Source organism: Herbaspirillum chlorophenolicum (assembly GCF_001189955.1).
Taxonomy (GTDB): Bacteria; Pseudomonadota; Gammaproteobacteria; order Burkholderiales; family Burkholderiaceae_D; genus Herbaspirillum; species Herbaspirillum chlorophenolicum.
In genome coordinates this window covers 1-25,423 of record NZ_LFLT01000031.1, presented here as the reverse complement: position 1 = coordinate 25,423, position 25,423 = coordinate 1, and the positions used below count along the sequence as shown (strand labels likewise).

General features: G+C 61.8%; 22 protein-coding genes and 1 pseudogene. 6 read left to right on the top strand and 17 right to left on the bottom strand.

Annotated features, from left to right (window positions below; translation table 11 throughout):
* Positions 1-24: 24 nt before the first annotated feature.
* A complete protein-coding gene (locus tag AKL28_RS17325; RefSeq protein ID WP_050469406.1) occupies positions 25-408 on the bottom strand; it encodes a hypothetical protein in 384 nt (127 codons plus the stop codon).
* A 107-nt stretch (positions 409-515) separates the two neighbouring features.
* Positions 516-1,709: an NO-inducible flavohemoprotein gene (hmpA, locus tag AKL28_RS17320; protein ID WP_050469405.1), complete on the bottom strand. Its 1,194-nt coding sequence runs from the start codon at positions 1,707-1,709 to the stop codon at positions 516-518.
* A 165-nt stretch (positions 1,710-1,874) separates the two neighbouring features.
* On the opposite strand from hmpA, the gene norR reads away from it, so the two are divergent.
* Complete coding sequence (norR, locus tag AKL28_RS17315) at positions 1,875-3,455, top strand: nitric oxide reductase transcriptional regulator NorR (protein WP_050469404.1); 1,581 nt, start codon at positions 1,875-1,877, stop codon at positions 3,453-3,455.
* A 12-nt stretch (positions 3,456-3,467) separates the two neighbouring features.
* Here the strand turns inward: norR and AKL28_RS17310 are convergent, their stop codons facing one another.
* From AKL28_RS17310 to AKL28_RS17265, 10 genes are all read right to left on the bottom strand, one after another.
* Positions 3,468-4,007, bottom strand: coding sequence for a cytochrome b (locus AKL28_RS17310; RefSeq protein WP_231602471.1), 540 nt, complete (start codon positions 4,005-4,007; stop codon positions 3,468-3,470).
* A 348-nt stretch (positions 4,008-4,355) separates the two neighbouring features.
* Positions 4,356-5,537, bottom strand: a complete 1,182-nt coding sequence (locus AKL28_RS17305) for an acyl-CoA dehydrogenase family protein (RefSeq protein WP_050469402.1) — start codon at positions 5,535-5,537, stop codon at positions 4,356-4,358.
* Positions 5,538-5,616: 79 nt separating this feature from the next.
* Entirely contained in the window at positions 5,617-7,233 is a 1,617-nt protein-coding gene (locus AKL28_RS17300; protein WP_050469401.1) for a rhodanese-like domain-containing protein, read from the bottom strand.
* A 4-nt stretch (positions 7,234-7,237) separates the two neighbouring features.
* Positions 7,238-8,434, bottom strand: a complete 1,197-nt coding sequence (locus tag AKL28_RS17295; protein ID WP_050469400.1) for an LLM class flavin-dependent oxidoreductase — start codon at positions 8,432-8,434, stop codon at positions 7,238-7,240.
* 13 nt (positions 8,435-8,447) lie between these two features.
* A complete protein-coding gene (locus AKL28_RS17290) occupies positions 8,448-9,644 on the bottom strand; it encodes an acyl-CoA dehydrogenase family protein (RefSeq protein WP_050469399.1) in 1,197 nt (398 codons plus the stop codon).
* Positions 9,641-10,420 (bottom strand): class II aldolase/adducin family protein, encoded by a 780-nt coding sequence (locus tag AKL28_RS17285; protein ID WP_050469398.1) that lies wholly within the window; start codon positions 10,418-10,420, stop codon positions 9,641-9,643. The genes AKL28_RS17290 and AKL28_RS17285 overlap by 4 nt, the downstream gene beginning before the upstream one ends.
* Positions 10,421-10,446: 26 nt before the next feature.
* Positions 10,447-11,307 (bottom strand): ABC transporter permease, encoded by an 861-nt coding sequence (locus tag AKL28_RS17280; RefSeq protein ID WP_082221555.1) that lies wholly within the window; start codon positions 11,305-11,307, stop codon positions 10,447-10,449.
* Positions 11,304-12,293, bottom strand: coding sequence for an ABC transporter permease (locus AKL28_RS17275; RefSeq protein ID WP_050469396.1), 990 nt, complete (start codon positions 12,291-12,293; stop codon positions 11,304-11,306). The genes AKL28_RS17280 and AKL28_RS17275 overlap by 4 nt, the downstream gene beginning before the upstream one ends.
* A gap of 25 nt (positions 12,294-12,318) precedes the next feature.
* Positions 12,319-13,131 (bottom strand): SDR family NAD(P)-dependent oxidoreductase, encoded by an 813-nt coding sequence (locus AKL28_RS17270; RefSeq protein ID WP_050469420.1) that lies wholly within the window; start codon positions 13,129-13,131, stop codon positions 12,319-12,321.
* 31 nt (positions 13,132-13,162) lie between these two features.
* Positions 13,163-14,782 (bottom strand): ABC transporter substrate-binding protein, encoded by a 1,620-nt coding sequence (locus AKL28_RS17265; protein WP_050469395.1) that lies wholly within the window; start codon positions 14,780-14,782, stop codon positions 13,163-13,165.
* 346 nt (positions 14,783-15,128) lie between these two features.
* Here AKL28_RS17265 and AKL28_RS17260 point away from each other — a divergent pair, with 346 nt between their 5' ends.
* The 3 genes from AKL28_RS17260 (at position 15,129) to AKL28_RS24545 (ending at position 18,376) form a co-directional block, all read left to right on the top strand.
* A complete protein-coding gene (locus AKL28_RS17260; RefSeq protein ID WP_050469394.1) occupies positions 15,129-16,193 on the top strand; it encodes a LacI family DNA-binding transcriptional regulator in 1,065 nt (354 codons plus the stop codon).
* Between the two features lie 55 nt (positions 16,194-16,248).
* Positions 16,249-17,901, top strand: coding sequence for an ABC transporter ATP-binding protein (locus tag AKL28_RS17255; RefSeq protein ID WP_050469393.1), 1,653 nt, complete (start codon positions 16,249-16,251; stop codon positions 17,899-17,901).
* Between the two features lie 187 nt (positions 17,902-18,088).
* Positions 18,089-18,376 (top strand): hypothetical protein, encoded by a 288-nt coding sequence (locus tag AKL28_RS24545; protein ID WP_061286716.1) that lies wholly within the window; start codon positions 18,089-18,091, stop codon positions 18,374-18,376.
* A 63-nt stretch (positions 18,377-18,439) separates the two neighbouring features.
* Here the strand turns inward: AKL28_RS24545 and AKL28_RS17250 are convergent, their stop codons facing one another.
* The 5 genes from AKL28_RS17250 to AKL28_RS17230 form a co-directional block, all read right to left on the bottom strand.
* Positions 18,440-19,903 (bottom strand): MFS transporter, encoded by a 1,464-nt coding sequence (locus tag AKL28_RS17250; protein WP_050469392.1) that lies wholly within the window; start codon positions 19,901-19,903, stop codon positions 18,440-18,442.
* A gap of 181 nt (positions 19,904-20,084) precedes the next feature.
* On the bottom strand, positions 20,085-20,804 hold the full coding sequence (locus tag AKL28_RS17245) for a HoxN/HupN/NixA family nickel/cobalt transporter (RefSeq protein WP_050469391.1): 720 nt from the start codon (positions 20,802-20,804) through the stop codon (positions 20,085-20,087).
* Positions 20,805-21,202: 398 nt separating this feature from the next.
* On the bottom strand, positions 21,203-21,397 hold the full coding sequence (locus AKL28_RS17240; RefSeq protein ID WP_050469390.1) for a hypothetical protein: 195 nt from the start codon (positions 21,395-21,397) through the stop codon (positions 21,203-21,205).
* Between the two features lie 479 nt (positions 21,398-21,876).
* Positions 21,877-22,536, bottom strand: a complete 660-nt coding sequence (locus AKL28_RS17235) for a DUF1120 domain-containing protein (protein WP_156226384.1) — start codon at positions 22,534-22,536, stop codon at positions 21,877-21,879.
* 218 nt (positions 22,537-22,754) lie between these two features.
* Positions 22,755-23,528: an SDR family oxidoreductase gene (locus AKL28_RS17230; RefSeq protein ID WP_050469388.1), complete on the bottom strand. Its 774-nt coding sequence runs from the start codon at positions 23,526-23,528 to the stop codon at positions 22,755-22,757.
* Positions 23,529-23,645: 117 nt separating this feature from the next.
* Here AKL28_RS17230 and AKL28_RS17225 point away from each other — a divergent pair, with 117 nt between their 5' ends.
* Complete coding sequence (locus tag AKL28_RS17225; protein WP_050469387.1) at positions 23,646-24,557, top strand: LysR family transcriptional regulator; 912 nt, start codon at positions 23,646-23,648, stop codon at positions 24,555-24,557.
* A 173-nt stretch (positions 24,558-24,730) separates the two neighbouring features.
* Positions 24,731-25,423: pseudogene (locus tag AKL28_RS24000) on the top strand (hypothetical protein); the annotation flags it as partial.

The window sequence follows — 25,423 nt, the reverse complement described above, 5'->3', positions numbered from 1 at the left end:
CTCAGGAAAGATGAACGAGGGAAATCAGAACCGGGCCGCAACGCCGCGCGAATGCGCGGCTGGCCAGTCGGGCTTTTCCGGATGCTCCGGAATGTGGGAGGAAAACGAGATGGTGAAACCGGCCGGCGCCGGCGATTCCGCACGCACGAAGCGTTGGGAGGTCACAGCGGGGTAACCCAGGCTGCCGGCCTGCATTTCGCAGCTGCTGCAAAAATTCGCCACATCCTTGGTGTCGGTTTTCTTGCCTGCCGGCACGGCATTGCCCTGTCCATCCGCTTGCGATTGCAATTGGTGGTGGCCGGCATGTTGCACCAGCGTTGCAGCATGTTCGCTGTACGGCCCGACCGCCGCCCAGCAAAGCTGGATCAGCGTAATCGAAAGCAACAAGGCCGTGAGCAGCTTTTTCATGCGGGCAAAGGATGGAAGGGCGGTGGGGCGAAATGGAGACTGCAGCGATTCTACCTGCGATTGTGCAGTGCTTCAATTATCTTCGCCGCCCCTGTTGAATTCGCCATTCAGTCCAGCGCGGCAGCCGGACCGAAGAACTCATAGCGGCTTTGCGCCTCGGGTACGCCGATCTCGCGCAGGTAGCGCTTGATCGCCTTCATGAAAGGTTTGGGGCCGACGAAATAAGCATCGACGTCGGCGCCGGCCGGCATCCAGCGCTGCAGCAGCTCGCGGTTGATCATGCCGGTGGCATCGGGCTGGCGGTCGCCGGCGCGTGTGCGCTCGTAGCAGAAGAAGCGGCGCAGTTGCGGATGGCGCTCGGCCAGCGCGTCGACGTGTTCCCGGAAAGCATGCACGCCGCCATCGCGCGCGGCATGGATGAAGTGCACGGCGCGGCCGCTTTGCAGGGCAGCATTGAGCATGGTCAGCATGGGCGTGATGCCGACGCCGCCGCTGATCAGCACCAGCGGCTTGTCGCCGGCAGCCAGCGAGAAATTGCCCGAGGGCGGGAACAGTTCGACCACCGAACCTTCCTGCACTTCGTCGTGCAGGTGGCGCGAGACCTTGCCGCCGGCTTCGCGCTTGACGCTGATGCGGTATTGCGGCGGCTCGCCCGGCACATTCAACGGCGCCGACAGCGAATACTGGCGGCGCTGCTCCTCGCCGTCGATGACGATGCGCAGGCCGATGTACTGGCCGGGATCGAAGTCGAGCAGGGCGCCGCCATCCTGCGGGCGGAAATAGAAAGAGGTGATCTCATCGCTCTCGGCAACCTTGCGCGCCACGATGAAATTGCGCGCGCCGCGCCAGCCGCCGGGAGCGTTGGCCTTGGCGTCGTATTGCTGCTTCTCGGCGCCGATCAGGATGTCGGCCAACTGGCCATAGGCCGCGCCCCAGGCGTCGATCACGGCATCGGTGGCGATCTCGGCGCCCAGCACTTCGCGGATGGCGCGCAGCAGGCAGTCGCCCACCATCGGATAGTGCTCGGGCATGACCTGTACTGCCACGTGCTTGTTGATGATTTGCGCGGCCAGCGGGCCCAGCGCTTCCAGGCGATCGATATGGCGCGCATACATCAGCACGCCGTTGGCCAGTGCGCGCGGCTGGTCGCCGCTGGCCTGGTGGGCGCGGTTGAACAACGGATGCACTTGCGGATAGTCGCGCATGAGCATCTTGTAGAAGTGCGTGGTCAGTGCCTCGCCGCCGCTTTCCAGCAATGGGACGGTGGATTTGACGATGGCAAGTTGAGCATCGGTAAGCATGGTTCGCCTTTCTGGAGGGAGTGAAAAATCCGGAGCGCCGGTTCTGCCTTCCCTATCTCAAATACCGTGCCAATGGCATCGTCCTTATGAATCAATGACTTGGCGATTGTACGTGTCAAACAAACCGTGTCAAAATGACCTTAATATTCATCAGTTAGAGTCAAAATGACTTCAAAAGCCTTGCTCGATGCCTTGTTGCCGCTAGTCGCCGATCTGTCGCGCGAGATGGACGAGCGCGAACGTTACCGGCGCCTGCTGGAAGCCATGCGCACACTGTTTCCTTGCGACGCTACCGCGCTCTTGCGCCTGGATGGCGAGGTGCTGGTGCCGCTGGCCATCGATGGCCTCTCGCGCGATACGCTGGGCCGGCGCTTTCGCGTGGGTGAGCATCCGCGCTTCGGCGTGCTGCTGGCCAATGGGGCGCCGACGCGCTTCCCGGCCGATTCGCCGCTGCCGGACCCCTATGACGGCCTGGTCGACGGGCTCAATGACATCCATTCCGGCCAACTGGAAGTACACGACTGCATGGGCTGCGCGCTCAACGTCAACGGCCGGCCGTGGGGATTGGTGACGCTGGATGCATTGGGCGCAGGGCGCTTCGACAGTGTCGACATGGCTTCGCTGCAAGCCTTTGCCGACCTTGCCGCCGCCACCGTGAATGTGGCCGAACGCATCGACAATTTATCGGCCACCGGCGAGCAGGAGCGCCAGCGTGCCGAGGCTTACCGGCTGGGGCTGGAAGAAAGCCAGGGCAAGCGCGAGCTGATCGGCCAGAGTCCGGCACATCTGCAATTGGTGCAGGAGATCCGCATGGCCGCGCCCAGCGACATGGCGGTACTGGTGACCGGCGAGACCGGCGTGGGCAAGGAATTGGTGGCACATGCCCTGCATGCCGCTTCGCCGCGCGCACACAAGCCCATGATCAGCCTCAACTGCGCGGCATTGCCCGATACGCTGGTCGAGAGCGAATTGTTCGGCCACGTGCGCGGCGCCTTTTCCGGCGCGGTGGCCGACCGCCGCGGCAAGTTCGAAATGGCCGACGGCGGTACGCTGTTCCTGGACGAGGTGGGCGAATTGCCATTGACGGTACAGGCCAAGCTGCTGCGGGTGCTGCAAAGCGGCCAGCTGCAACGGGTCGGGTCGGATCGCGAACATCGCGTGGATGTGCGGCTGATTGCCGCCACCAACCGTGACCTGGCCGACGAGGTGAAGCGAGGGCGTTTTCGCGCCGACTTCTATCATCGCCTGAGCGTATTTCCGATCCGCGTGCCGCCGCTGCGTGAACGCGGGCGCGATGTGCTGCTGCTCGCCGGCTACTTCCTCGAACAGAACCGGGCGCGGCTCGGGCTATCCAGCCTGCGCCTGTCCGCCGATGCACAGCGCGCCTTGCTCGGCTACGCCTGGCCCGGCAACATCCGCGAGCTGGAACATCTGGTCGGCCGCAGCGCATTGCGTGCATTGGCTGCGCACAAGTCGCGTCCGGCCATCCTTACGCTAGGCGCCAGCGAGCTTGATTTGAAGGCAGATGGCGCCACTGCCGTGGCAGAACGCACGGAGGATGAGGACCAGCCCGGTGATCCGTCCGGCCCCATCATGAACCTGCGCGATGCCGTGGAAGACTACGAGCGTAAGCTGGTCGCCGACAGCCTGGAACGCAATGCCAACAATCTTGCGGCTACCGCACGCGAACTGGGGTTGGACCGGGCCAACCTGAGCCGGTTGGCCCGGCGGCTGGGCTTGCGTTAGTTGGCGCCCTGATCAGTCATCCGTCTTGCCCAGCATCATGCGCCGAAGAATCGGCTTCTTTTCCGCATACTGGTGCCATAGCGCGCCGGCGATATGCATGCCCACCAGAAAATACACGGCATTCCCCATCAATTCATGCAGATCTTTGACCGGGCCACGGATTGCCGGATTTTGGCCGATGATGCCTGGCAGCGTCATGCCAAAAAACACAACATCCTTGCCGCCGGCCTGGGTGAAAAGTATTCCGGATAGCGGCAGGCCGATCATCACGACATACAAGAGAAAATGAACGCCATGCGCCAGCATGCGTTGCAGCGGCGGCATCGGAAGCGCAGGCGGCACGCCAAATAATTGGCGTGCCAGCAACCGCAATATAACCAATATCAATACCAGTTGGCCTGCATGCATGTGAATCATTTGCAGTACATCGCGCAGCGGCTCGCCCTTGGGAACTTCACCACGATATTCAATTGTGGCAAGCGCGATGACGAAGAGAATGAAGATCAGCCAGTGAAGTATGACGGAGCTGGGATGATAAGCGGTTCTATTCACGATGATTCCTGAAATTGAGTGGCACACTGTCCATTTCTGAAATGGCCGGATCAAGCAGTCAAGCAAGAATTCCGCTCATTGTGCCTGACACAGCCGACCTGGGTTCCGACTTTTCGGTTTCGTCGGAGGCGGCTTCCGGTCGTAGAAAAAAGACCGTACCTGTTCCCGCTATTTTTCTGATGTTAGGCATCAAAACTTAGCTCTACCTTAGTCCCCGGATGATGACGCAAATAGAGAGGCAATCACGGTCTTGGTTGTCGTGTCGTTCCACAAGAGGCAATGAAAAACGCCCGGCGTATTTCCGCCAGGCGTTTTTCATTGCGATGCCATTAGCACTTGTTCAAGGTCTCAGAAGAATCCCTGGGTCGGCAGCGGTACTTCGTTGACGCTCAGGTTGCCCAATGCATAGGACTTGTGCGCAGTGTGGTTGTGGGTGGAGATGGTACGGATGTTGCGCCAGTGGCGATCCAGGTTCAGGTGCGCCAGGGTAGCCGAGGCGCCGGCGATGTCGAACAAGGCGGTTGCGGCGTGATGGGCAATACGGTCGACCGTGATCTTGGCCTTGGCGGCGGCCCTTGCGGCGGCTTGCAGATGCGTGTCGATATCGGCATCCTGGCGCTGCAGCGCGGCATAGGTGGCGTCGGCCACACGTGCGGCAGCCAGCACGATGGCGCGCACCGCGAAGGCATCGGCCTCGCGTTCGCCCAAGGCAGACAGCAGCAGCGGATCTTGCGCTCCCACCGAGGTCGGCGCGTAGTAGAAGTTGCGCTTGCGCTTGCCCAGCAATTCGGCGGCGTCGCGGGCGACGGCCGAGACCACGCCGGCAATCACGGCCGTCAGGAACAACTGCGCGATAGTCGAGCCGAACACGGTCTGCTTGCCGGGAATGTCGGCCGGCAGCAAGACTTCGTCGGCCTCTATGCGCACATTGTCCAGCAAGGTGGTGCCGCTGCCGGTCAGGCGCTGTCCCATGCCGAACCAGTCATCGACAGTGTCCAGGCCGGCACGGCCCTTGGGCGCGATGGCGATTACGCGGGTGCCGTCTTCCAATGACACCGGGATGTAGAGCCAATCAGAAAACAGCGAACCGGTGGAATAAAACTTCTTGCCATTGAGCACGTAGCCGCTGCCTTCGCGCACCAGCCTGCTGGCGAACGGACCGCCGCCGCCGATCTGGGCCTGGCCCAGTTCGGTGTTGGCCGCGCCGATCATGTCGCCCGCCAGCACGCGGTCACGCAGCCGCACCACCGCCGGATGGCCTGATGGCGTGTTGAGGATGCGCTCGAGCGCGACATGGTGGTTGCGCCAGATATGCGCGATGTTGGGGTCGGCTTCGGCCAGGGTGATGGCGGCGTCGAAAGTTTCCGTGAGGCTGGCGCCGCCGCCGCCATGTTCGGCAGCCAGGCGGCGCGCACCGAAGCCGGTGGCCTTGATTTCATTGATCAGGGCGAACGGCTGCTCGCGCTGCGCATCGCGTTGGGCGGCACCGTCGGCGATGCGCTGCAATAGTTTTTCAGGGAAGGCGGTCATTGTGCTGTTGTGTATCGGTTATTCGTATGCCGGGTTCAGTTGGTCACCCAGGCGTTCTTGGGGAATGGCCAACTGGCCGTTACAAGCGGTATCCTGCTTCCGAGGCATCTCCCACCAGCTCCGGCAGGTCGGCTTCCCATTGCAGGTAGGCCGCACTGGCTTCGGCATTGCCGGCATGGCGGTCATGCAGCCAGAACAGGTAGTCGATGCGCTCGCTGTCGGCCGGCAAGGCGGGGGTATCGTCAAGCGGCAGGCCCGCCGCCTGCCAGCCGTCCAGTCCGCCCGGCAGTACCGCTATCTGCAACGCCGGATGGCCGTCGGCCAGACGTTGCAGCAGGGACAGCGCCAACAGGCGCGCCACGCCATCATCGTCGCCTGATACCACCACTTGGCTTGCGGCGGCCGCGCGCGCCAGCAGCGCCGGACCCAGTGCGGACCGGTTGCTCCACAACGCGCCTTGCGGGCGTACTTGCCCATAGCGCTCGCTACTGCCGGCATCCAGCACCAGCGCACCGCCTTGCACCCATTGCCGTGCAGCCTCTGCGCTCAACGCGGCGATCTGTTCCCAGCGGCGTGCCGGTGCGGCCAAGGGCGCGGCGGCGATGGTTTCAGGCGCGTCGGCCGGGGGCGCGAACAGCGCGACCTGCACACCCAGCCGCTGCAGCCAATGGGCGGTGATGGCGGCGCGGCTGCCATCGGTGTCGATCAGCACCACATGGGCATTGCGCACCGCGACCCATTCATCGAGGCACTGGATCAACTGCACGCCTTGTACCCAAATGGCGCCGGGCCAGTGACTGTGTTCATGTTCGGCGCGGGTGCGGATATCGAAGATGAACGTGGTGCGGCGCTGGTCGGCTTGCCATTGGCGCAATGTGACGAGGTCGATGCGCGGCAGGGACTCCCGCTGTTCCAGCGCGGCCGCGCGGCTGCGCGCAACGGCCTGGGCATTGGCAGACGCCGGAGCGCTTTCCCGGGCCGGCTGGCGTTCCAGCTCCAGTCCTGCCAGGCGCCAGCCTTGGGTGCCGCCGGCCAGCGCCAGCACGCGGTTGGGTACGCCGGCATCGATCAGGCTTTGGGCGCCGATGATGCCGCGGGTACGGCCGGCGCAAGTGACCACCACCAGGGTGTCGGGCGAGGGCACGATGTCGGCGAAGCGGGTGACGATTTCACTGCCCGGGCAACTGATCGCACCGGGGACATGGAAGCGCCGATGCTCTTCCTGGGTGCGGGAATCCAGCAACACCAGGTCGTCGCCCGCACGCTGGCGAGCGGCCAGTTCCTGTGCCTCGATATCGCCGGTGTGATAGGCCTTTTCGACGAATTCGGAAAATGCCTTGCTGGGTACATTGACGCCCTGGAAGGTCTTGAAGCCATGCGCATGCCAAGCCTCGGTGCCGCCTTCCAGCCAGTACACCGTGCGATAACCCGATGACAGGGCCGCAGCAGCGGCGACCTGGGCCAGCACGCCGTCGCCGGAGACCAGCACCAGCCGGGTGTCCAGGCGCGGCACCCGGTGCGGCAGATCCAGTTCGAAGCGGCTGAACGGAAGATTGGCCGCCAGCAGCAGATGGCTTTCGCCGAACTGGCCGGCTTCGCCGATATCGATCAGGGCGATCTCTTCGCCATCGCGCAGCCAGGCGGCCAGGGTGGGTGAAGAAATAGGTAACGCGGAGATAACGGGAGTCTGGGTCATAGTGTCAGGCGGCGAGGGAAGCGTAAGGGGAGGCGGGAACACGCGCTACCGGATGGCGCAGGCCGGCCTGTTCCAGCAGCGGGATGACACGCTGGCCGAAATAGGCCAGTTCGGGCTCGTAGTCGAAGAAGCAGATCTGGATGCCGTCGCAGCCCGCGGCCTTGAGCTGGAGCAACTGGTCGACGATCTGCTCGGGCGTGCCAATCAATTGGATGTTGCCGCCCACGGTGCGCTCATCGCGCTCATGGCCGCGCCAGGATTGGCTGTCGCCGGTGGCGTGCGAGTGGAAGAAACCTTCCACCGCGCCATGGTCGGCGCGATCGAGGATGGCCTGGTAGGCTTCGCGCGCCTCGCGCTCGGTATCGCGGCAGATAATCATGGGATTGATCAGCGTGCGGACATCGCGCCCGACGGCGGCGGCTTCGCGCTTGACCCGTGCGTTGAGTTCCGGCAGCGCGGCGATGGCCTTTTCGAAGCGCGCACCCACCGGGCTGGTGATGAAAATCAGGTCCGAATGGCGTACCGCGCTGGCGATGCCGGCCGCCGAACTGGTGGCGCTGACCAGGATCGGGCGGCCATGCTGCGGCTTGGGGCTGACGAAGGCCTGCTGCAACTGCCAGCGGCTGCCTTCATAGTCGAGGTTGTCCGTGCTGGACCATAACGCGCCGAGCACGTCGACGAATTCGTTGGCGATCTGGTAGCGCTCGTCATGCGCGATCTGCTGCTGGCCGAACATGGCCCATTCGTCCTTGCGGAAACCGGTGACGATGTTCAAGCCCCAGCGGCCCTTGGCGATGTGGTCCAGGGTGGCGCCGAACTTGGCCAGGTGCAGCGGATGCCACGGCCCGTACAGGATGTGGATGGTGGAGATCAGCAGGATGCGGCTGGTGATGGCGGCCAGCGCGCTGGTGGCGATGAAGGCGTCCAGCGAGGTTTCGCGGTAGCGGGTTTCGCCGCCGAAGCCGCCCTTGCCCAGCCAGTGCGCCGGGCCGAATGCCAGTTCGAAGCCGAGCTGCTCGGCCTGGCGCGTGAGCGCGGCATTGTAGTCAAAACTCCAGTCGGTGCCGCGCGGCAGGCTGGACATGCTCCAGCCGCCGTTATGGATGGGCAGGAACAGGCCCAGCAGCAGGGGTTGCGTCAGCGCCTGCCCGAGCGGGCTGGTGGCGGGCAGCGACGACAGGGGACGTGTCGTATCGGTCATGGTGGCTTGGCGTTCAGATTTTTGAAGTAATGGGCGGCAGGTTGCCGTTGAGGTAGTAATCCCCCACGGCCTTGGCCTTGTAGGCCACCGGATCGTGGGTGGTATGGGTGCGGGCATTGCGCCAGTGGCGATCCAGGTTCAGGCCGCGCAGGGTCGCGCCGGCGCCGCCGACGCGATAGAGCATTTCACTGACGCGTAGCGCGGCATCGTTGGCGGCCATCTTGGCTTCGGCCACGGCCACTGATGCCATGCCGAGTTCGGTTTCGTTGGCCTGGCCCGCCACGGCCTTGGCCGCTACCGCGTCCAGCGTGCGCGCGGCGCGTTCCAGCAACGCCTGGGCGCCGTGCGCCAGCATCGCCATCTCGCCGACGGCATGCTGGACATACGGATCGTCGCTGGCCCGCGCGACACCGGCTTCGGGTACCGGCCGGGCGCGTTCGCGGCCATAGTGTGCGGCGTCTTCGAACGCGGCCAGGGCGATGCCGACGTCGATGGCCGCATGCAGGATCTGCGCGAAGGCGCCTTCGTGGGTTCGCACCGTGCCGGATGGCGGCAAGGGCATGTGCTCGTCATCGGCCACCACCACCTGCCGGAAGCGCACGGTGCCGCTCGCAGTGGTGCGCTGGCCCATACCGTCCCAGTCGTCGAGGACGGCCACGCCTTCGCGCTCGCGCGGCAACAGGGCGATGCTGCGGCCGCCGTCATCACGCCGCACCAGCGCATAGAAATGGCTGGCGAACAGGCTGCCGGTGCAGTAATGCTTGTCGCCATCGAGCCGCCAGCCGCCGGTTTCGGACTGGCGCGACAGCAGTACGCGGATATCGCCCACCGTGCCGCCGCCTTTCTCGGCCGAGGCATTGGTGATCATGGCGCCCTCGTGCAGCAGGGCGAAATAGCGGCGCTGCTGCGCCGGCGTGCCATACAGGCGGATCTTCTCGACGCCGCAGGCATGCGGCTGGATGGCTTGGGCGATATTCGGATCGGCCTTGCCCAGCGCCACGTAAATGCCGGTCAATTCGGTAATGGGCAAGTCGATCCCGCCGAACTCACGGGGCACACGGGCGGCCAGGATGCCGTGGCGGGCCAGGGCCTGGATTTCGGCATGCGGTAGCTCGCGCCCGGCATCGCGCCGCGCTGCGTCTTGCGCGAACTCGCCGGCCAGGCGATGGGCGGCGGACAGCAAGTCCGCGCTGCGTTCCTGATGGCTCATGATTTATAGTCCGGTTCGCGTTTGTCGAGCAGGCGGCGCAGCGCTTCAAAATGCAGCTCGCAGGCCGGCTTGCCGGCCCCGTTGCCGCCATTGTGCAAGGCGGTATGGTGGATTTGATCCTGCACCTTGGCCACCTGGGCCGGCGTCAGCGAGCGGGTGGGGCGGCCGGTCCAGAGCGCGTGGATGTGCACGCGGGCATAGCGCTCCAGCGAATACAGGCGATCGTAGGCTTCGGCCACGGTGCGCCCGGTCACCAGCACGCCGTGATGCGCCATGAACAGGATGGTCTTGTCGCCCAGCACCTTGGCCAGCCGTTCGCCTTCGGTGCGCTCTCGCGCCAAACCGTCGTAATGCTCGTCATAGGCGATCTGGTCGATAAGCAGCGCCTCGGTCTGGCCCAGCGGCTGCAGGCGTTGGTCTTCCAGCCTCACCAGCGCGCTGGTGTACGCCATGTGGGTGTGCAGTACCACCGCATGCTTCGGGTTCGCGGCGTGGATGGGAGCGTGGATGCAGTAGGCGGAACGCTGCAGAATGCCATCGCCCTCCAGTATCCGTCCGTCGAAACCGACGGTCAGCAGTTCGCTGGCGCGCACTTCGCTCCAGTGCAGGCCGAACGGCGGCACATAGAAGCGATCGTCGTGGCCCGGCACGGCGGCGGTCAGGTGGTTGTAGATACCTTCGGTCAGGTCATGCCAGACCGCCAGCCGATGGGCTGCGGCCAAATCCTCGCGCACGGACCGGGCGCGGCTGGGGAGTTCGGTGTCTGTGATGGTCATCGGGATGGGATGGATTGGACGCCGGATCACCTGGCGGATTGTTTTTTCAGGCGCGGATTGAAATAGTCGTTCAAGCCATTGCCCAGCAACATGAAGCTGATCACGGTGATGAAGATCGCCGCACCGGGCAGGGCTGTCATGTACCAGGCGGTACGCAGGGTCGAACGGCCCATCCCGATCATGCTGCCCCAGGAAATCACGCTGGGGTCGCCCAAGCCGAGGAAGGACAGCGAGGCTTCGGTCAGGATGGCGTTGGCCATCAGGACCGAGGTCGCCACCACTACCGGCGCCAGGCTGTTGGGCAAGACATGCCGCAGGATGATGCGGCGCCCCGGCAAGCCGATGGTGCGGGCCGCCGTCACATATTCTGCATTGCGCACCCGCATAGCCTCGGCACGCACCAGGCGGGCGATCTGGGGCCAGGCGGTGACGCCGATGGCGAAGATGATGCTGGCGATGGAGGGCTCCAGGATCACCACCAGTACGATCGAGAACAAAAAACTGGGCAAGGTCTGGAACATCTCGGTGGCGCGCATCAGCGCATCATCGGCCCAGCCGCCGCAGTAACCTGCGACCACGCCGACGGCGATACCGATGGTGACCGACAACAGCGCGGCAAAGAATCCCACCGCCAGCGATACGCCGGCCGAGTGCACCAAGCCGGAGGCCATGTCGCGCCCCATCATGTCGGTACCGAGGAAATGCCCGGGCGTGCCGGGCCACAAGTTGGCCGCGGCCACGATATCGAGCGGGTCGCGCGGATACAGCCAGTTGGCCAGCAACGCCGCTGCCAGCATCACACCCAGGATCAGTGCGCCCACCAGCAAGGGCCGGGAGCCGCCCAGCGGGCGCACCAGGCGTTGCAGCCGGTTCATTGGCAGGCTCATGTGCGGCCTCCGGCGATGCGCGGATCGAGAAATGCATAGAGGATGTCGACCATCAGGTTCATCAGTACCACCAGCAGCGAACTGAACAGGAACACGCCCAGCAGCAGGTTGATGTCACGCTGGAACACCGCGTCGAAGGCCAGCCGGCCCAGGCCGGGCCAGGAGAAGATGGTTTCGGTAACGATCGAGCCGCCCAGCAGCGAAGCCAGTTGCAGGCCGGTCAAGGTGACCACCGGCAGCAGCGCATTGCGCAGCACATGGCGCAGCGATACGCGCAGCTCCGACAAGCCCTTGGCGCGCGCGGTGCGCACGAAGTCCAGGCCATACACTTCCAGCATCGCCGAGCGGGTGATGCGCACATAGATCGAGAGGTAGAAGAAGGCCAGCGTCGAGGCCGGCAATATCAAGTGCTTGCCCCGTTCCAGCAAACCTTCGAGGCTGGTAGCCGGCGGCCCGCCAATGCTGCTCATGCCCGCCGACGGCAGCCAGCGCAGGTGGATCGAGAACACCACGATCAGCACCAGGCCGGCCCAGAACACCGGCGTGGCGAAACCGATCGTGGAAAACGCCGAAATCACCTCGTCCAGCCAACTGCCGCGATAGCGCGCCGACAATACGCCCAGCGTAATGCCGCCCAGGGCGGCGATCAGGATGCTGCTGAGCATGAGCAGCAGGGTAGGGCCTACGCGCGTGGCGATCAGGTCGGCTACCGGCATGCCGTGGCGGAAGGAGTAGCCGAGGTCGAGGTGCAGCAGGTTGCGCAGGTAATTGATGAAGACGGTGCTGGCAGGCAGGTTCAGGTTGAACTGGCTGCGCAGCTCGGCCATGTATTCCGGCGTGGCCGAACCGGATTCGCCGGCCATGACATCGGCCATGTCGCCCGGCGCCAGACGCAGCAGCACATAGGTGGCCAGCACGATCAGCAGCACGATCGGTATCAGTTGGAGCAAGCGCCGGCCGATATAGTGGATAAGCGATGAAGACATTGGAGCGCCTTGTACGGAAGGGAATTCAGATCACGGGGCCGGCGCCGCCATGCACGGGGACGATGGCCCCGACCACGTAGCTGGCCCGCGGGCTGGCCAGGAACAGCGCCACTTCGGCAACTTCTTCCGGGCGCCCATAGCGGCCCAGCGGGATGGCCGACTGGCCTTCGGCCAGCGCCTGTTCGCGGCTGATGCCGCGCCGTTCGGACTCGAGCTGGAGCGCCTGCTCGATGCGCCCGGTCAGGGTGAATCCCGGATTGATGCCATTGATGCGGATGCCTAGCGCCGCGTAGTGCGAAGCCAGGCCGACGGTAGCCAGCATCAGCGCGGCGTTGGCGGCGCCGCCGGCCAGGTGGGTGCTGGTGGGCTGTTTGCCGCCGGTGCCGATGATATTGACGATGGCGCCGATTTCCTCATCGGCCGAGCGGCGGCCTGCAGCCCGCGCGGCCAGGCGTTGCAACACGAAGTGCTGCACATGCAGGCTGGGATAGAACTTGGCATCGAAAGTCTGTTGCCACAACGCCGGCGTCAGGTTTTCCGGTTCGTGGCGTTTGGCGGCGCCGGCGCTGTTGACCAGCAGGTCGATCGGACCCAGGGCGTTTTCCAGGGTATCGATTGCGGACTCGCTCTCGGCCACATCCAGCAGGTCAGCAGCCAGGCCGTAGACTTCCAGCCCTTCGGCGGCCAGGCTGCGGCGGGCGGCATCCACATTGTCTTGCGAACGCGAGACGATGCCTACGCGGGCGCCTTCCTGCGCAAAGCGGCGCGCTACCGCCAGTCCTATTCCCTTGCTGCCGCCGGTGACCAGGGCCACGCGGCCTTCGAGTTCTTTCGCCATGATTTGGAGCCCTTCTTTTTCAGTATTGGAGTCAGCGGTCCAGCCAGACATTTTTCAGCGACGACAGCGCGGCGTCAGGCGCTTTGCCCAGCCCGTGCACGGCTTTGTTGTAAACAGTGAAGTTGGCCTGCTCGATCAACGGGATCACCGGCAGATCGGTTTCCGCCAGGCGCTGGAATTGATGGAACAGCTCGGCGCGCTTCTTGGCATTGGGTTCGACCTGGATGGATTCGATCAGCTTGTCGAACTTGGGGTTGGAATAGCCGGAGGCGTTGGTCCAGGCCACACCCGGTGCGATGGACTTGGTCCAGTAATGGCGGAAGCTGCCCACCTCCGGGTCCAGCGTCGGTACCCAGCGTCCGGTGTTGATATCGAAATCGTGGTCGGTATAGACCGCCTTCAGGTGGCCGGCGATATCGCGGTTGCGGATGTCAACTTCAATGCCCACGCGCTTCAAGGCCTGGCGGATGAATTCGGCATTGTTCTTGAAGGCTTCATGGAAGTTCTGGTACTCCTGGCGCAGTCTGAAGCGCACGCCGTCGGCCTTGCGCGGATAGCCGGCCTCATCGAGCAGCTTCTCGGCCTTGGCCACATCGAAGTTGTATTGCGGTACGCCGTCGACGGTATAGAAGGCCTTCAGGCTGGATGGGATCGGCCCGGTGGCGGGCTTGCCCAGGCCATACCAGACTGTATTGATCAGCGCCTGCTTATCGATTGCATGGGCGATCGCCTGGCGCACCTTGAGGTTTTGCAGGATGGGATTGCGCAGGTTGAATTCCAGGAACACGAACGCCGACTGCCAGGCATAGCCATCCAGGCTGACTGCGAGGTTGGGGAGGGCGGCGATGCGCTTCACATCCGACAGCGGGACCTGGTCGAACGGCGCGTATTGGGCATCGCCCGTTTCCAGTGCCGCCGCACGCGAACTGGCATCGGGAATCACGCGAAAGACCAGGCGGTCGAGATAGGGCTTGCCGGTATCCCAGTAATCCGGATTGCGCTCGAGCACGATGTACTGGCCCTTTTGCCATTCCTTGAAACGGAAGGGGCCGGTGCCGACCGGCTTGAGGTTGTACGGGTTCTTCAGGATATCGGTGCCCTGGTACAGATGGCGCGGCAGTATCTGGCCCTCGTTGGCATTGAGTGAGCTGAAGATCACCAGAGAAGGATGCGACAGGCGGAACACCGCGGTGTATTTGTCCGGCGTGTCTACCGCCTGGATCGCGGCGAAGGTGTTGCGCCCGCGCGGATGGATCTTCTTCCAGATTTCCAGCGCGCTGAACTGCACGTCGGCGGATGTGAACTCCTGGCCGTCATGCCATTTCATGCCCTGGCGCAATTTGAAAGTGACGGTCTTTCCATCGTCGGAGATGTTCCAGCTGGTGGCCAGGCTGGGTTGCGGCCGCTGTTGTTCATCGAAAGTGATCAGGCCGTCGAACACATTGGTCGCGACCACGCCAATGGGGAAGCTGGTGTTGAAAGCATTGGTGAGTACCGGCGGTTCGGGCTGCACGATGGCTTGCAGAGTGCCGCCATACTTGGCTTGGGCTTGGGCCTGGCCTTGCAGCGGCAACAGGAATAACAGGCTGCCGATCAGCGGCAGGGCGATGAGAGGGTTGAGGAGGTGGCGGCGTGGCACGCGAATCGACATCTTTTTGCTCCATGAAAGTCCATCGTGGTGGACGTGATGGGGCGGATGATAACGATTCATCAGGTGGCAAAAAACTAATGTTTACATACTTGCTTATGCGGTTGACATGCTTAGGCTGGAATCGCCCGGTGGCGCGGCCTGGAGGCTAGTTGTTTATATGAATAAGCTAATTCACTCTAAAAATAAGAAACTTCGCGCAATTAATGTAATTTGCTAATTCGGAAAGCCAGCTTGTCTTCGCATTTCAGGCTGTGGCAGGATATGAAACGTTTCACAAAAACTTAATTTTTCGGCTTTCGCGATAACGCTGCTGATGGCAATCGTAAAGCCGCTTCTCCCACCTGATATGTCCCTTTCCGACGACTCCCTGATGATCCCCCATGCCGCTGAAGAACGCGGCCGGCCGACGGTACGCGAAGTGGCGCAACTGGCCGGCGTGTCGATCGGCACGGTGTCGCGCGTGGTCAATGAGATACCCAACGTCAGTCCGGCGGTACGCGCCAAGGTGAGGGAAGCCATCGGCATTCTCGGCTGGAAGCCCAGCACGGTGGCGCAGAACATGCGCGGCCAGGCATCGCGCATGATAGGTTTCATTTTCTCTGACCTGGAAAACCCGCTGTACGCCTCGATGATCAAGGGCGCTGAAGATGTGCTCACCCAGGCCGGCTACCTGTTGATCGTCGGCAGCAGCAATGACCGGCCGGAACAGGAGTGCAGCCTGATCGAGCTGTTCGGCCAACGCCAGGCCGATGGCCTGATCTTCACCATCACCGATGAAAGCCATGCGGAGGTGCTCGACAGTTTGGCGCGGGCACGCTTCCCGGTGGTCATGCTGGAGCGCGATGTGAGTGTGGCGACCGCCGGCGCCGTCACCGCCAATCATTACGAAGGCACCTTGTCGGCCACGCGCCACCTGCTGGACCTGGGTCATCAGCGTATCGCCCTGGTTTCCGGCGGACGCCATAACCGCGTTGGCCGCGACCGCCTGCGCGGCTTCACCGATGCCTATCGCGAGCGCGGCCTGACGCCGTCTCCCAGCCTGCTGCGCATCGACGAGCGCATTGCGGAAGATGCCTTCGGCCTGCGCCAGACGCAGATACTGCTGTCGCTGCCCGAACCGCCTACCGCGATCCTCGCACTGGGGCGGCATCTGTTGCGCGGAGTGCTGTCGGCTTGCCGCGCGCGCGGTGTGCGCATCCCGCAAGACCTGTCCCTGATCACGACCAACGACAGCGAGCTGGCCGAACTGGTGCAGCCGGCAGTGACGGTGATTCGCTACTCCGCTTATGAGCTGGGACGTGAAGCGGCGCTGTTATTGCTGCAACGCCTGGAGCGGCGCAATGACTGGCATTTCAGCAGCATCCAGGTGCCGACGGAACTGGTTTTGCGCCAATCCTGTGCGCGCATCTGACCCGGTACTTCCATTTCCCTATGGCGGCCTGGCCGCCAGTGTCCGAAAGACGTTCATGTCCACTGCACCACATTCTTTGCTCAAGATCGACAGTCTCAATATCCACTTCGGCGCCAAGCAGGTGGTGCATGGCGTTTCCTTCGACGTTAAACCGGGCGAAAAGCTGGCCCTGGTCGGCGAATCCGGTTCCGGCAAGAGCGTCATCGCACTGAGCACGCTCAAGCTGATCCCCGGCGCCACCTTGTCCGGTGGAATCAGTTTCGACGGCGTAGACCTGGCCCGCCTGCCCGAACGGGATCTGGTGGCGGTGCGTGGGCGCGGCGTCGCCGTCATCTTCCAGGAGCCCATGACGGCGCTCAACCCGCTCTATACCGTGGGAGAACAGATCGCCGAGGTGTATCGCGTCAAGCATGGCCTGGATGCGCGCAGCGCCTGGGCGAAGGCGGTCGAACGCTTGGCCGAGACAGAAATTCCTGAGCCGCAGCGCCGCGCCCGCGCTTATCCGCACCAACTGTCCGGCGGCCAGCGCCAGCGCGCGATGATCGCCATGGCGCTGGCCAGCGAGCCGCGCTTGCTGATCGCGGACGAGCCGACGACTGCGCTCGATGTCGGTTTGCGGTTGCAGATCCTCGACTTGCTGGACCAGTTGCAGAAATCCCGCGGCATGGCCGTGCTGATGATCACCCATGACCTCAACCTGGTGCGCCGCTTCGCCGATCGCGTGGTGGTGCTGCAGCATGGGCGGGTAGTGGAGCAGGGGCCCGTCAGCCGGGTGTTGCACCATCCGCAGCATCCATACACCCGCAAGTTGCTGGACAGCAGGCCAGTGCGCGCGCTGATCGAGGACAATGGAAACGGCGTTGAAAAGAACAAGGTCTTGCGCGCACGGCAGGTGCAAGTCGATTACCGCGTCCCCGCCAGCTCCCTGCGCGAACTGTTCCGCCAGCGTTACTTCAACGCCGTGCGCGACGTCTCATTCGAGCTTGCGCCGGGCCGCACACTGGGCATCATCGGCGAATCGGGTTCGGGCAAATCCACCCTGGCGCAGGCGGTGCTTGGGCTGTTGCAGGCCAAGGGCGAAATGACGGTATGCGGCTCCAACTGGGGGGCCGCCAAGGCCGCCGGCTTTGGGGCGCAGAAGGCACTGCGGCGCCGCATCCAGGTGGTATTCCAGGATCCTTATGCCTCCTTGAGTCCGCGCCTGACCGTGCGGCGTATCGTCGGCGAAGCGCTGGCCTTCCATGAGCCCGACCTCGACGCCGGCCAGCATAACCAGCGGATATTGGAGATGCTGGCGGCTGTCGGGCTGGACGAAGAACAGTTTCCGGGCTTGCTGGAGCGGCATCCGCATGAATTCTCGGGTGGCCAGCGCCAGCGCATCGCCATCGCGCGCGCACTGATCACTCGCCCCGACGTGCTGGTGCTCGATGAGCCGACCAGCGCGCTTGACGTTACCATTCAGAAGCAGGTGCTTACGTTGTTGCAGACCTTGCAAAAGGAGCATGGCCTCAGTTACTTCCTGATTACCCACGACATGGATGTGATTCACGCGATGGCGCATGAGGTCATCGTGATGAAGAACGGCGCGATTGTCGAACACGGCCGGACGGAGGAGGTGCTGGGCGCGCCGCGCCACCCTTATACCCGTGCGCTGATCGCTGCCGCGGGCCTGGCGCCGGAACTGGCGGCCGAGGCGCAGGCTGCATGAGTTGCTCAAACTGCAACAGGTTCGAATAATCTGTTGCAGTGTCATCTCCCTAAGGCTCCCCTAAGTTTGCGCGCGTAGCGTTATACCGTAGGAGCTCCAGGCCATTTCGCTTTTATCGAACGGTGCCTGCAGGGCTCTTTGCTGAAGCGGTCCTATCCAACAATGGAGTTCTTTTCAGGGGGAAGTAATGAACGTCAACGCAATCGCATCACGATCCGCAGCAACGGAAACTCAAGACGCCACTGCTGCAGCGGCATCCAAATCGTCACAAGCCATTCGCCAGGATGGCGCCACAACACCTTCCTCGACTACTGTCCCTGCCAAAACCGACACGGTGACAATCAGCGCCGCCGGCAAAGCTGCATTGGCCGAGGCTACTGAGACTGCAGCACAAACGGCAAAAGAAGCACAGAACGGTGACCGCCAGGCGATGAAGCTCGTCGCCAAACAAGCACAGAATCACGCTCAGCATTAAGTCGCCCGTTACATGGCGCCAGATGGATCGGCCTCAATACGCCGATCTATCTGGCTCCTGGTTCTAGGATTCGGTTGCTGAGACAGGTAACGAGGTGAGCGATCCTTGGTTGGACAGCAGCAATGACAGCACGCCGGCCAATGCGAGAAGTGCCACATTGCAGCCAAGGGCCAAGATGAACGCGTGGGTATAAGCCTCGAGATCCTGGCTGACTCCAAGTGCGTTGTAAAAAACGCCGCCAATCATCGCGACACCGAGAGCGGCGCCAATCTGCAAGCTGGAAATCACCACCCCCGACGCGAGACCCGCATGGCGTTGATCAACGCTGCCGATGACTGCCTTGATGACGGAAGGCACCACAATGCCCCAGCCAAGCCCCGCGCAAGCGAGACCGATATGCAGCCCGCCTGACGCTGCCTTGCTGGCAGCGAGCATCACAATTCCAAATCCAACGACCTGAAGCGCGAAGCCCAATGTCAGCGCACGTGCGCCAAGCCGCTGCATGAGATGGGATGACATCAGGGATGCGACGAAGCCGCCGACGACGTAGGGTAATGTTGCCATGCCGGCGTTGAATGGCGTCATGCCTACGCCGCTTTGCAGCCAGACAGAAAAGGTCAGGAAGAAAGACGATTGCATGTAGAACGCCATGGCCATCACGATCCCCATGACGAATCTGCTGTTGCGAAACAGTGAGAGCTCCACAAGCGGCGAGCCGGCATGGGCCGCAAGCCATTTCTCGAAACGGATGAACGCGATCAATGCGACAGGGGACCCGGCAAGCATGGCGATAATCCAAAGCGGCCATCCGTTCTCGCGTCCTTCGACCAGCGGATAGACGAGCAGGCCCAGCGTGAGGGACAGCAGCGCGACGCCGCCCACATCAAGTTTCTGCGTTTGTTGCGCCCGCGAGTTGTCGAGAAAAAACAGGCTGCCGATGAAAGCGGCGAGGCCGATCGGCACGTTGATGAGAAAGATTGCTTGCCACGCGAGGCCGAAGGGATGGGCTGAAACCAGCACGCCCCCTAATATCTGACCAAAAATGTTGGCCAGGCCAAAGGTCGCGCCGTACAGCGCGAGGGCACGGCCTTGCTCGGACGCCGGAAATAAAATACGGATCGACGCAAGAACCTGAGGCGCCATCGCAGTTGCCGTGAGCCCCTGCAGAATGCGTCCGGCGATCAATGCATTGGGCGACCATGCCGTTCCGCATAGCACGGACGCAAGCGTGAAGCCCGCCACACCGGTCATGAACATCAGACGCCGGCCGAACAAGTCGCCCAATCGTCCCCCTGTAATGAGAAACACCGCATAGGTGGCTGCGTAGGCAGAGATAACGAACTGCACGGCACTCGATGTGGCGCCGAGATCCTGCCGGATTGTTGGCAGCGCGAGATTGACTACGGTGAAGTCCAGCGGCGGCAGGAATGCCCCCAGCAGCAATACCAGGAGGGCAAGCCAGCGTCGTGGATCGGTTGCTGGTGTTTCTGTCGACCCGATGCCTGTTTTTTTCGCCTGCTCGTTCATTGTCTATTCCTGGTTGGTGGCGCAGCGATCATTCGCTGGTGGCCGGTTTGATTCCAGGACAGTATGTTGCGGACGGATTAGGCAGACCAGATACGAATCAGTATTTCAGACATAACAATATTAAATGCTGGTAGTCCGGGCGACCTGCTTTGGGCCAGCAGCCGTTTTCGGATTCGGAGTTTCAAGAATCGGATGCGTCCGGTCCATCATTGGCATGATGAAAGTGATGTTCTTCATAGTGGATATTGTAGGCATGCCGGTGGCCGTCGTGAGACAAGAGCACCCGTGCCATGAATGCATGCGGCTCCGGAATTTCATCGATCGACTCCAGAAAATCGCCCCGGTCGACGAACTTGAAGGTTTGCCTGGCGCCGTTCGGACGAATCGTGCGTATTTCCATGCCGTCGGAAGGCCAGCAATGCTGGCCGTTTTCGCCTGACAGCCTGAAGCGCGGCGGCACATTGTCTTCGACGATATCGACGCTCAGCATGCCGTGGCCGGTATCGATCCATTTGGTCTCATGGCTGTGATGGCGACGGCTTTGGGCCTTTTTGCGGGGGCGCTGCCAAGCCCGCCATGCCAGCCAAAGCACCACGCCGATGAGCAACGCGCCGAAGGCGATCTGGACGTAGGGTGCAGGCGACTCTGAACTCCAGCCGCTGCCGAAGTACATGCCAGTCAAGACCGCCAGCCTTGCCACGGCGGTATGAGAAAACAGTGCAGAGCTCCCCAGCAGCATCGCCCGCGAGACCATGCCGCGCATGGCCTCGATGAACGTGGTCATCATGGTTTTCGAATGCGCGGGTTCCAGGCGGTGCAGCGCGCCCAGGAGAATGGTGCAGGGGATGAGCAGCCAGAGGTTTCCGGCTCCTTGCCGGAGCAGGCTTGCAATATCGATCATGTGATTCCTCAACGGTACTTTGTAATTTTTTTGAATTCGCGGAGCGCGTCTACGAACTCCTTGCCCTCCGACGATACGGGGGCAGCCGGACGATGGGGCGGCTATGTATGGGGAAAGTCGGTCAGGCATCCCCGCGAGGCGGGGATGCCATCAATCACACCAGGAGGAAAACCGAAGGCCGCGAGAGTGGGCCTGCAGTGATACCGCCATCTGCTCGCAGCAAGATGACGGCAAGAGAATTCTTGACGGATCTTGCTGTTACAGCATCAGAAGTGATTTCCAACAACTACAACAGTCTGAGTTAGTGCCCACGAAAGGACTCCATCGATAAGTGAATCGACGCACACTGGGTGATTGCCTGAATCGGCACGCCAGATGCGAATTTGCTGCTGTCCTGCTTACCAGCCGGAAGACGGTTTCACTACCAACACGCCGTAGACGCCGGTGTTGCCGGTTCCAGGATGCTGGGACAAACTGCGACGGCCTTCAATTTGCGCATTCACGGATGATGCCGACCAGCCAAATTTCCAGTTGGAGGGCTGGGTAGCCGGTTGCGCTGTGGCGGCCAGATGGAAGAACTTGGATTTTTTCATAGCGGTTCTCTCGATAAGAAACATCGTTGCCAATTAAGGAAATTGCCGCCAGCAAGCCGGCATTTTCCAACCATCCGCACCGGATGCCGGGAGCGGCATCTCGGAAACGGCACCGATAGGCAAAGAATGGACCCGCCTTTGCGAAAAACTTCGCAAAGCGACAGCAACCGCGCAATCAGAACAACCGGCCTGCCAGATAAAAGGCGTGCTCAGCCGAACCGTGCGTGGATCACGCAATGGAACAAACAAAGATGGGGGAGGGACGACGAATGTCGTTGAAGACAAGCGCTACAGCCAAGGTCGCGGCTGCAGCAAGAAGAGAACTGCGGAGCTCAGGCGATATTGGCTGGGGTCATTCCCCAAGTACGTAAGTCACTACTGCAACTGTCCAAGATCAACTCCATGTTTTTTCGGTGAGCGAATGTTAGTTCCACATACAAATCTGCGTCAAGAAAAAACGTCATTTATTCATGAAAAAATCATAAGTAGAGCATTTCCAGCGTAGCTGAACCGTCCAGCGGCACATCTTGTGCCAGAGGCAGGTTTTCCGGCTTGTTCAATGTGGTTGCTACATCGATAGTTGTATTCAACACAGTGAAGCCCAAAGCTTGGAGGCCATAATTTCTGTCGTAGTGGCCGAAGGAGAAAATATGGTCCACGTGTTGCAGATAGAAAGCCCCTGGTTGCCAGGTTCTACCATTATTCCAAGAGTAAAAATTGTGTATTGTTTCGCTGCGATCCGTTGTTGTTGGACCAAGCTTCAGCGAATAACCACCTACGTTTTTGCCATTGACGGTACCCAATCCATAGTTGTACGCATCGGAACGGACGTCGCTGACAATACCTGCAATACGGGACGAAGCGCGATTGTCAGTTAAGCGAATAGCAATCTTTGTCACGCTGTTGCAGGAAATATTCATGCTGATTTGCCTTGTCTCGAGCTTTTTGTATTGACCAGCCGGCAAGGAGCTGGCCGGAATGACGCCGTAGTCGACAACGCCGCCGCCGGAAAAGGTCGGGATGCAGGCGGCGGGCTTGATTGCGCCTTGTACCGTCAGTTCGGTGGTGTCGGCAGCATGAACCGCGAAAGAGGCCAACAGGGATGCCGCCAGAGCCGAGATTGCAATTGTCTTGTTCATGATCTGGATACTCAAAATGGTCAAATCGGTGCTTGGCTTCAAGCAATGGAGCCATTTTAAGTATCGAGGGAGGGTATTGATATGAGAAAACTCTCAATATAGAAATAATTCCCCAAATTACCGGACCGAGTTCGACGTCATTTTCCAGATTTCATCCGGTGTCTATCGACGCTGGGCCAGGGATGCAGACCCGCGTCGACATGAAACGGGATCGCGGCTTACTTGGTGGTGTAGCCGCCGTTGATCAGAACGGTCTGGCCGGTGATCCACCAGCCGTCGCTGACCAGGTGGCGAATGAAGGGCACCACATCCTCGATGTCGGTCAGGCCGGTCTTGGAGAAGGGCGACAGCGCCGCGGCGGTCTTGTGATAGGCCACGGCGTCGGCCCCCTCTGCCGGGTAGAAAAACGGGGTGTCCATCGGACCGGGGCCGACAGCCGTCACCGAAATGCCGCGCTCCCCCAGTTCCTTGGCCGCTGCGCGAGTGAAATGCTCGACCGGTGCCTTGGAGCCGGCGTAGGTTGCGTAGAACGGGGGGAAGGCGCCCAGCAGCGAAGTGACCAGCGTCACGATCTTGCCATTGTCGTTGACGTGCCTGCCCGCTTCCTTGAGGAAGAAGAACGCCGACTTGCTATTGACGGCGGCCATCTCGTCGTATTCGGCTTCGCTGACATCGGCCATCGGCTTCTTGAGCACCTTGCCCACGGTGTTGATAGCGATGTCGGGGCGGCCTACGGCCGCGACGGTATCGGCGAACAGCTTCTCTACGGCACCCGCGCTGGTGAGGTCGGCCTGCAGCGCAACGGCTTTGGCGCCGGCCTGCTCAATAGCCGCGACGGTTTTGTCCGCATCAGCCTTGCTGCTCATGCTGTTGTAGTGGATGACGACTGCCTTGGCGCCATGCGCGGCGAGGTCTCGGGCGATCAGGCCGCCCAGGTTCTTGGCGCCGCCGGCGATCAGGACGATTTTGCCTTGGATGCTGTGTTTGGACATGAAGAACTCCTGCTCAAGTTAAGGGGTTCCGTTACTGTATTTGAGGTTGTCATCTGAATAAATCCGTTATTTCGATATAGACTAGACAGAAATTATTACCAATAGGATGACGCCTTCATGGACCGGATTGACCAGTTGCGCATCTTCATCCGGGTGGCCCAAAGCGGCGGTTTTTCCGTTGCGGCTAATCAACTCGGCTTGCCGCGGCCGACGGTCTCGCTGGCGGTCCAGCAGTTGGAGAGCAGGCTCGGCACTCGGTTGTTCAGTCGCACGACCCGCAGGGTGAGCCTGACCTTGGATGGCGAGACGCTGTTGGAACGCGCCATGGTTCTGGTCGCCGACAGCGAGGAACTGGAGCAGCAGTTCCGGCCGTCAGGCCAGGCCCTGCAGGGGCGATTGCGAGTGGACCTGCCCAGCCGCATTGCGCGCAGACAGGTGGCGCCGGCGCTGCCCGAATTCTTTGCCCGATATCCAGGCATCGAGGTCGACCTTGGCTCCAGTGACCGCGCCATCGATCTGGTGCTCGAAGGAATCGACTGTGCGCTGCGCGTGGGAGAGCTCGAAGCCAGCAGCCTGGTGGCGCGGCCGCTCGGCACGCTACGGTTGATCAACTGCGCGAGTCCGGCTTATCTTGCGCGTCAAGGCGCGCTAGCGACGCCGGCGGATCTTTCTGGCCACATGGCCGTCAACTACGCCTCGCCCAGCAGCGGGCGTGCCGCGCCTTGGGAATGGCTGGAGGACGGCCGGCTTCAGTCACTGGCGATGCCGGCACGGGTATCGGCCAACAACGCCGAAACCTATATCGCTTGCTGCCTGGCAGGCCTGGGATTGATCCAGATTCCGGCATTCGACGTGAAAGAACACCTGGAGAGCGGTGAACTGGTAGAGGTGCTGATGGACTGGCCGGCGCCGTCAATGCCGGTACAAATCGTCTACCCGCACCGGCGCCACTTGTCCAGGCGCGTGCAGGTCTTCAGCGAATGGCTGGCTGAAGTGATGCATGCATGCCTGGAGCAGCCAGGTACGTAGAGAGCCGTCGGTTGACGATGCAGCCCAAGAACGGCACGCTATACGCTCGAAGAACAAAGGGCTCTACCGATGCGTAGCCTGCATGGCGCTGGGGAAGATGATGTAATCACATAGCAGGCAAGCGTCAAGATATCTTGCCTCAATAACGATACTTGATGGGGGAGGGGGAAGAAATGGCTAAAAAATTTGGCCCTGTTAGCGCACGAGGTTCTGTATGGCATCGGCGGGATTCTCATATTCACACGCCCGGTGCTGCTCCAAACAAAGGCTATTCCGGCAATGATCCATGTATCGAGAAATGCCTCGGAACTGTAGCGAACCATATTGTCCGTTTTCGCCGTTTCCTGTTTCTACAGACGGCGATTTTCGGACTTGTCTGCGCGACCTACGATATACCGACTGCAAGTGCGCAATCGGTGAGCAGTACCGGTGTTTTAAGTCCAGGCCCAGCGTCGACGCCGGTCTGGGTAGTTGGCGGCGATCTCACTGTCGGCGATGGCGCCGGCGGCACGCTGACGCTCACAGGTGGGGCTACGGTGAGCAATGAGTTCGGCTTTGTCGGGAGTAATGGTGGTACTGGGGTGATTACTGTTTCTGGTGGCGACGCCCTTGGAAATCCTTCGACCTGGACCAGTTCCTTTCCAATTTCAGTCGGTTACTCCGGCACGGGTACCGTGCTCATCAATGGCGGTGGCTTGGTGCGCAGCGACCAAGGCCTTATTGGCAATGATAGCGGCTCTGGGCCGGGTACCGGTACGGTTACGGTTTCAGGGCGCGATGCCAGCGGCAGGGCCTCAACTTGGGCTGCCGAAAATAATATCTATGTGGGTTTCTTGGGTACCGGTACGTTGAATATTCTCGATGGC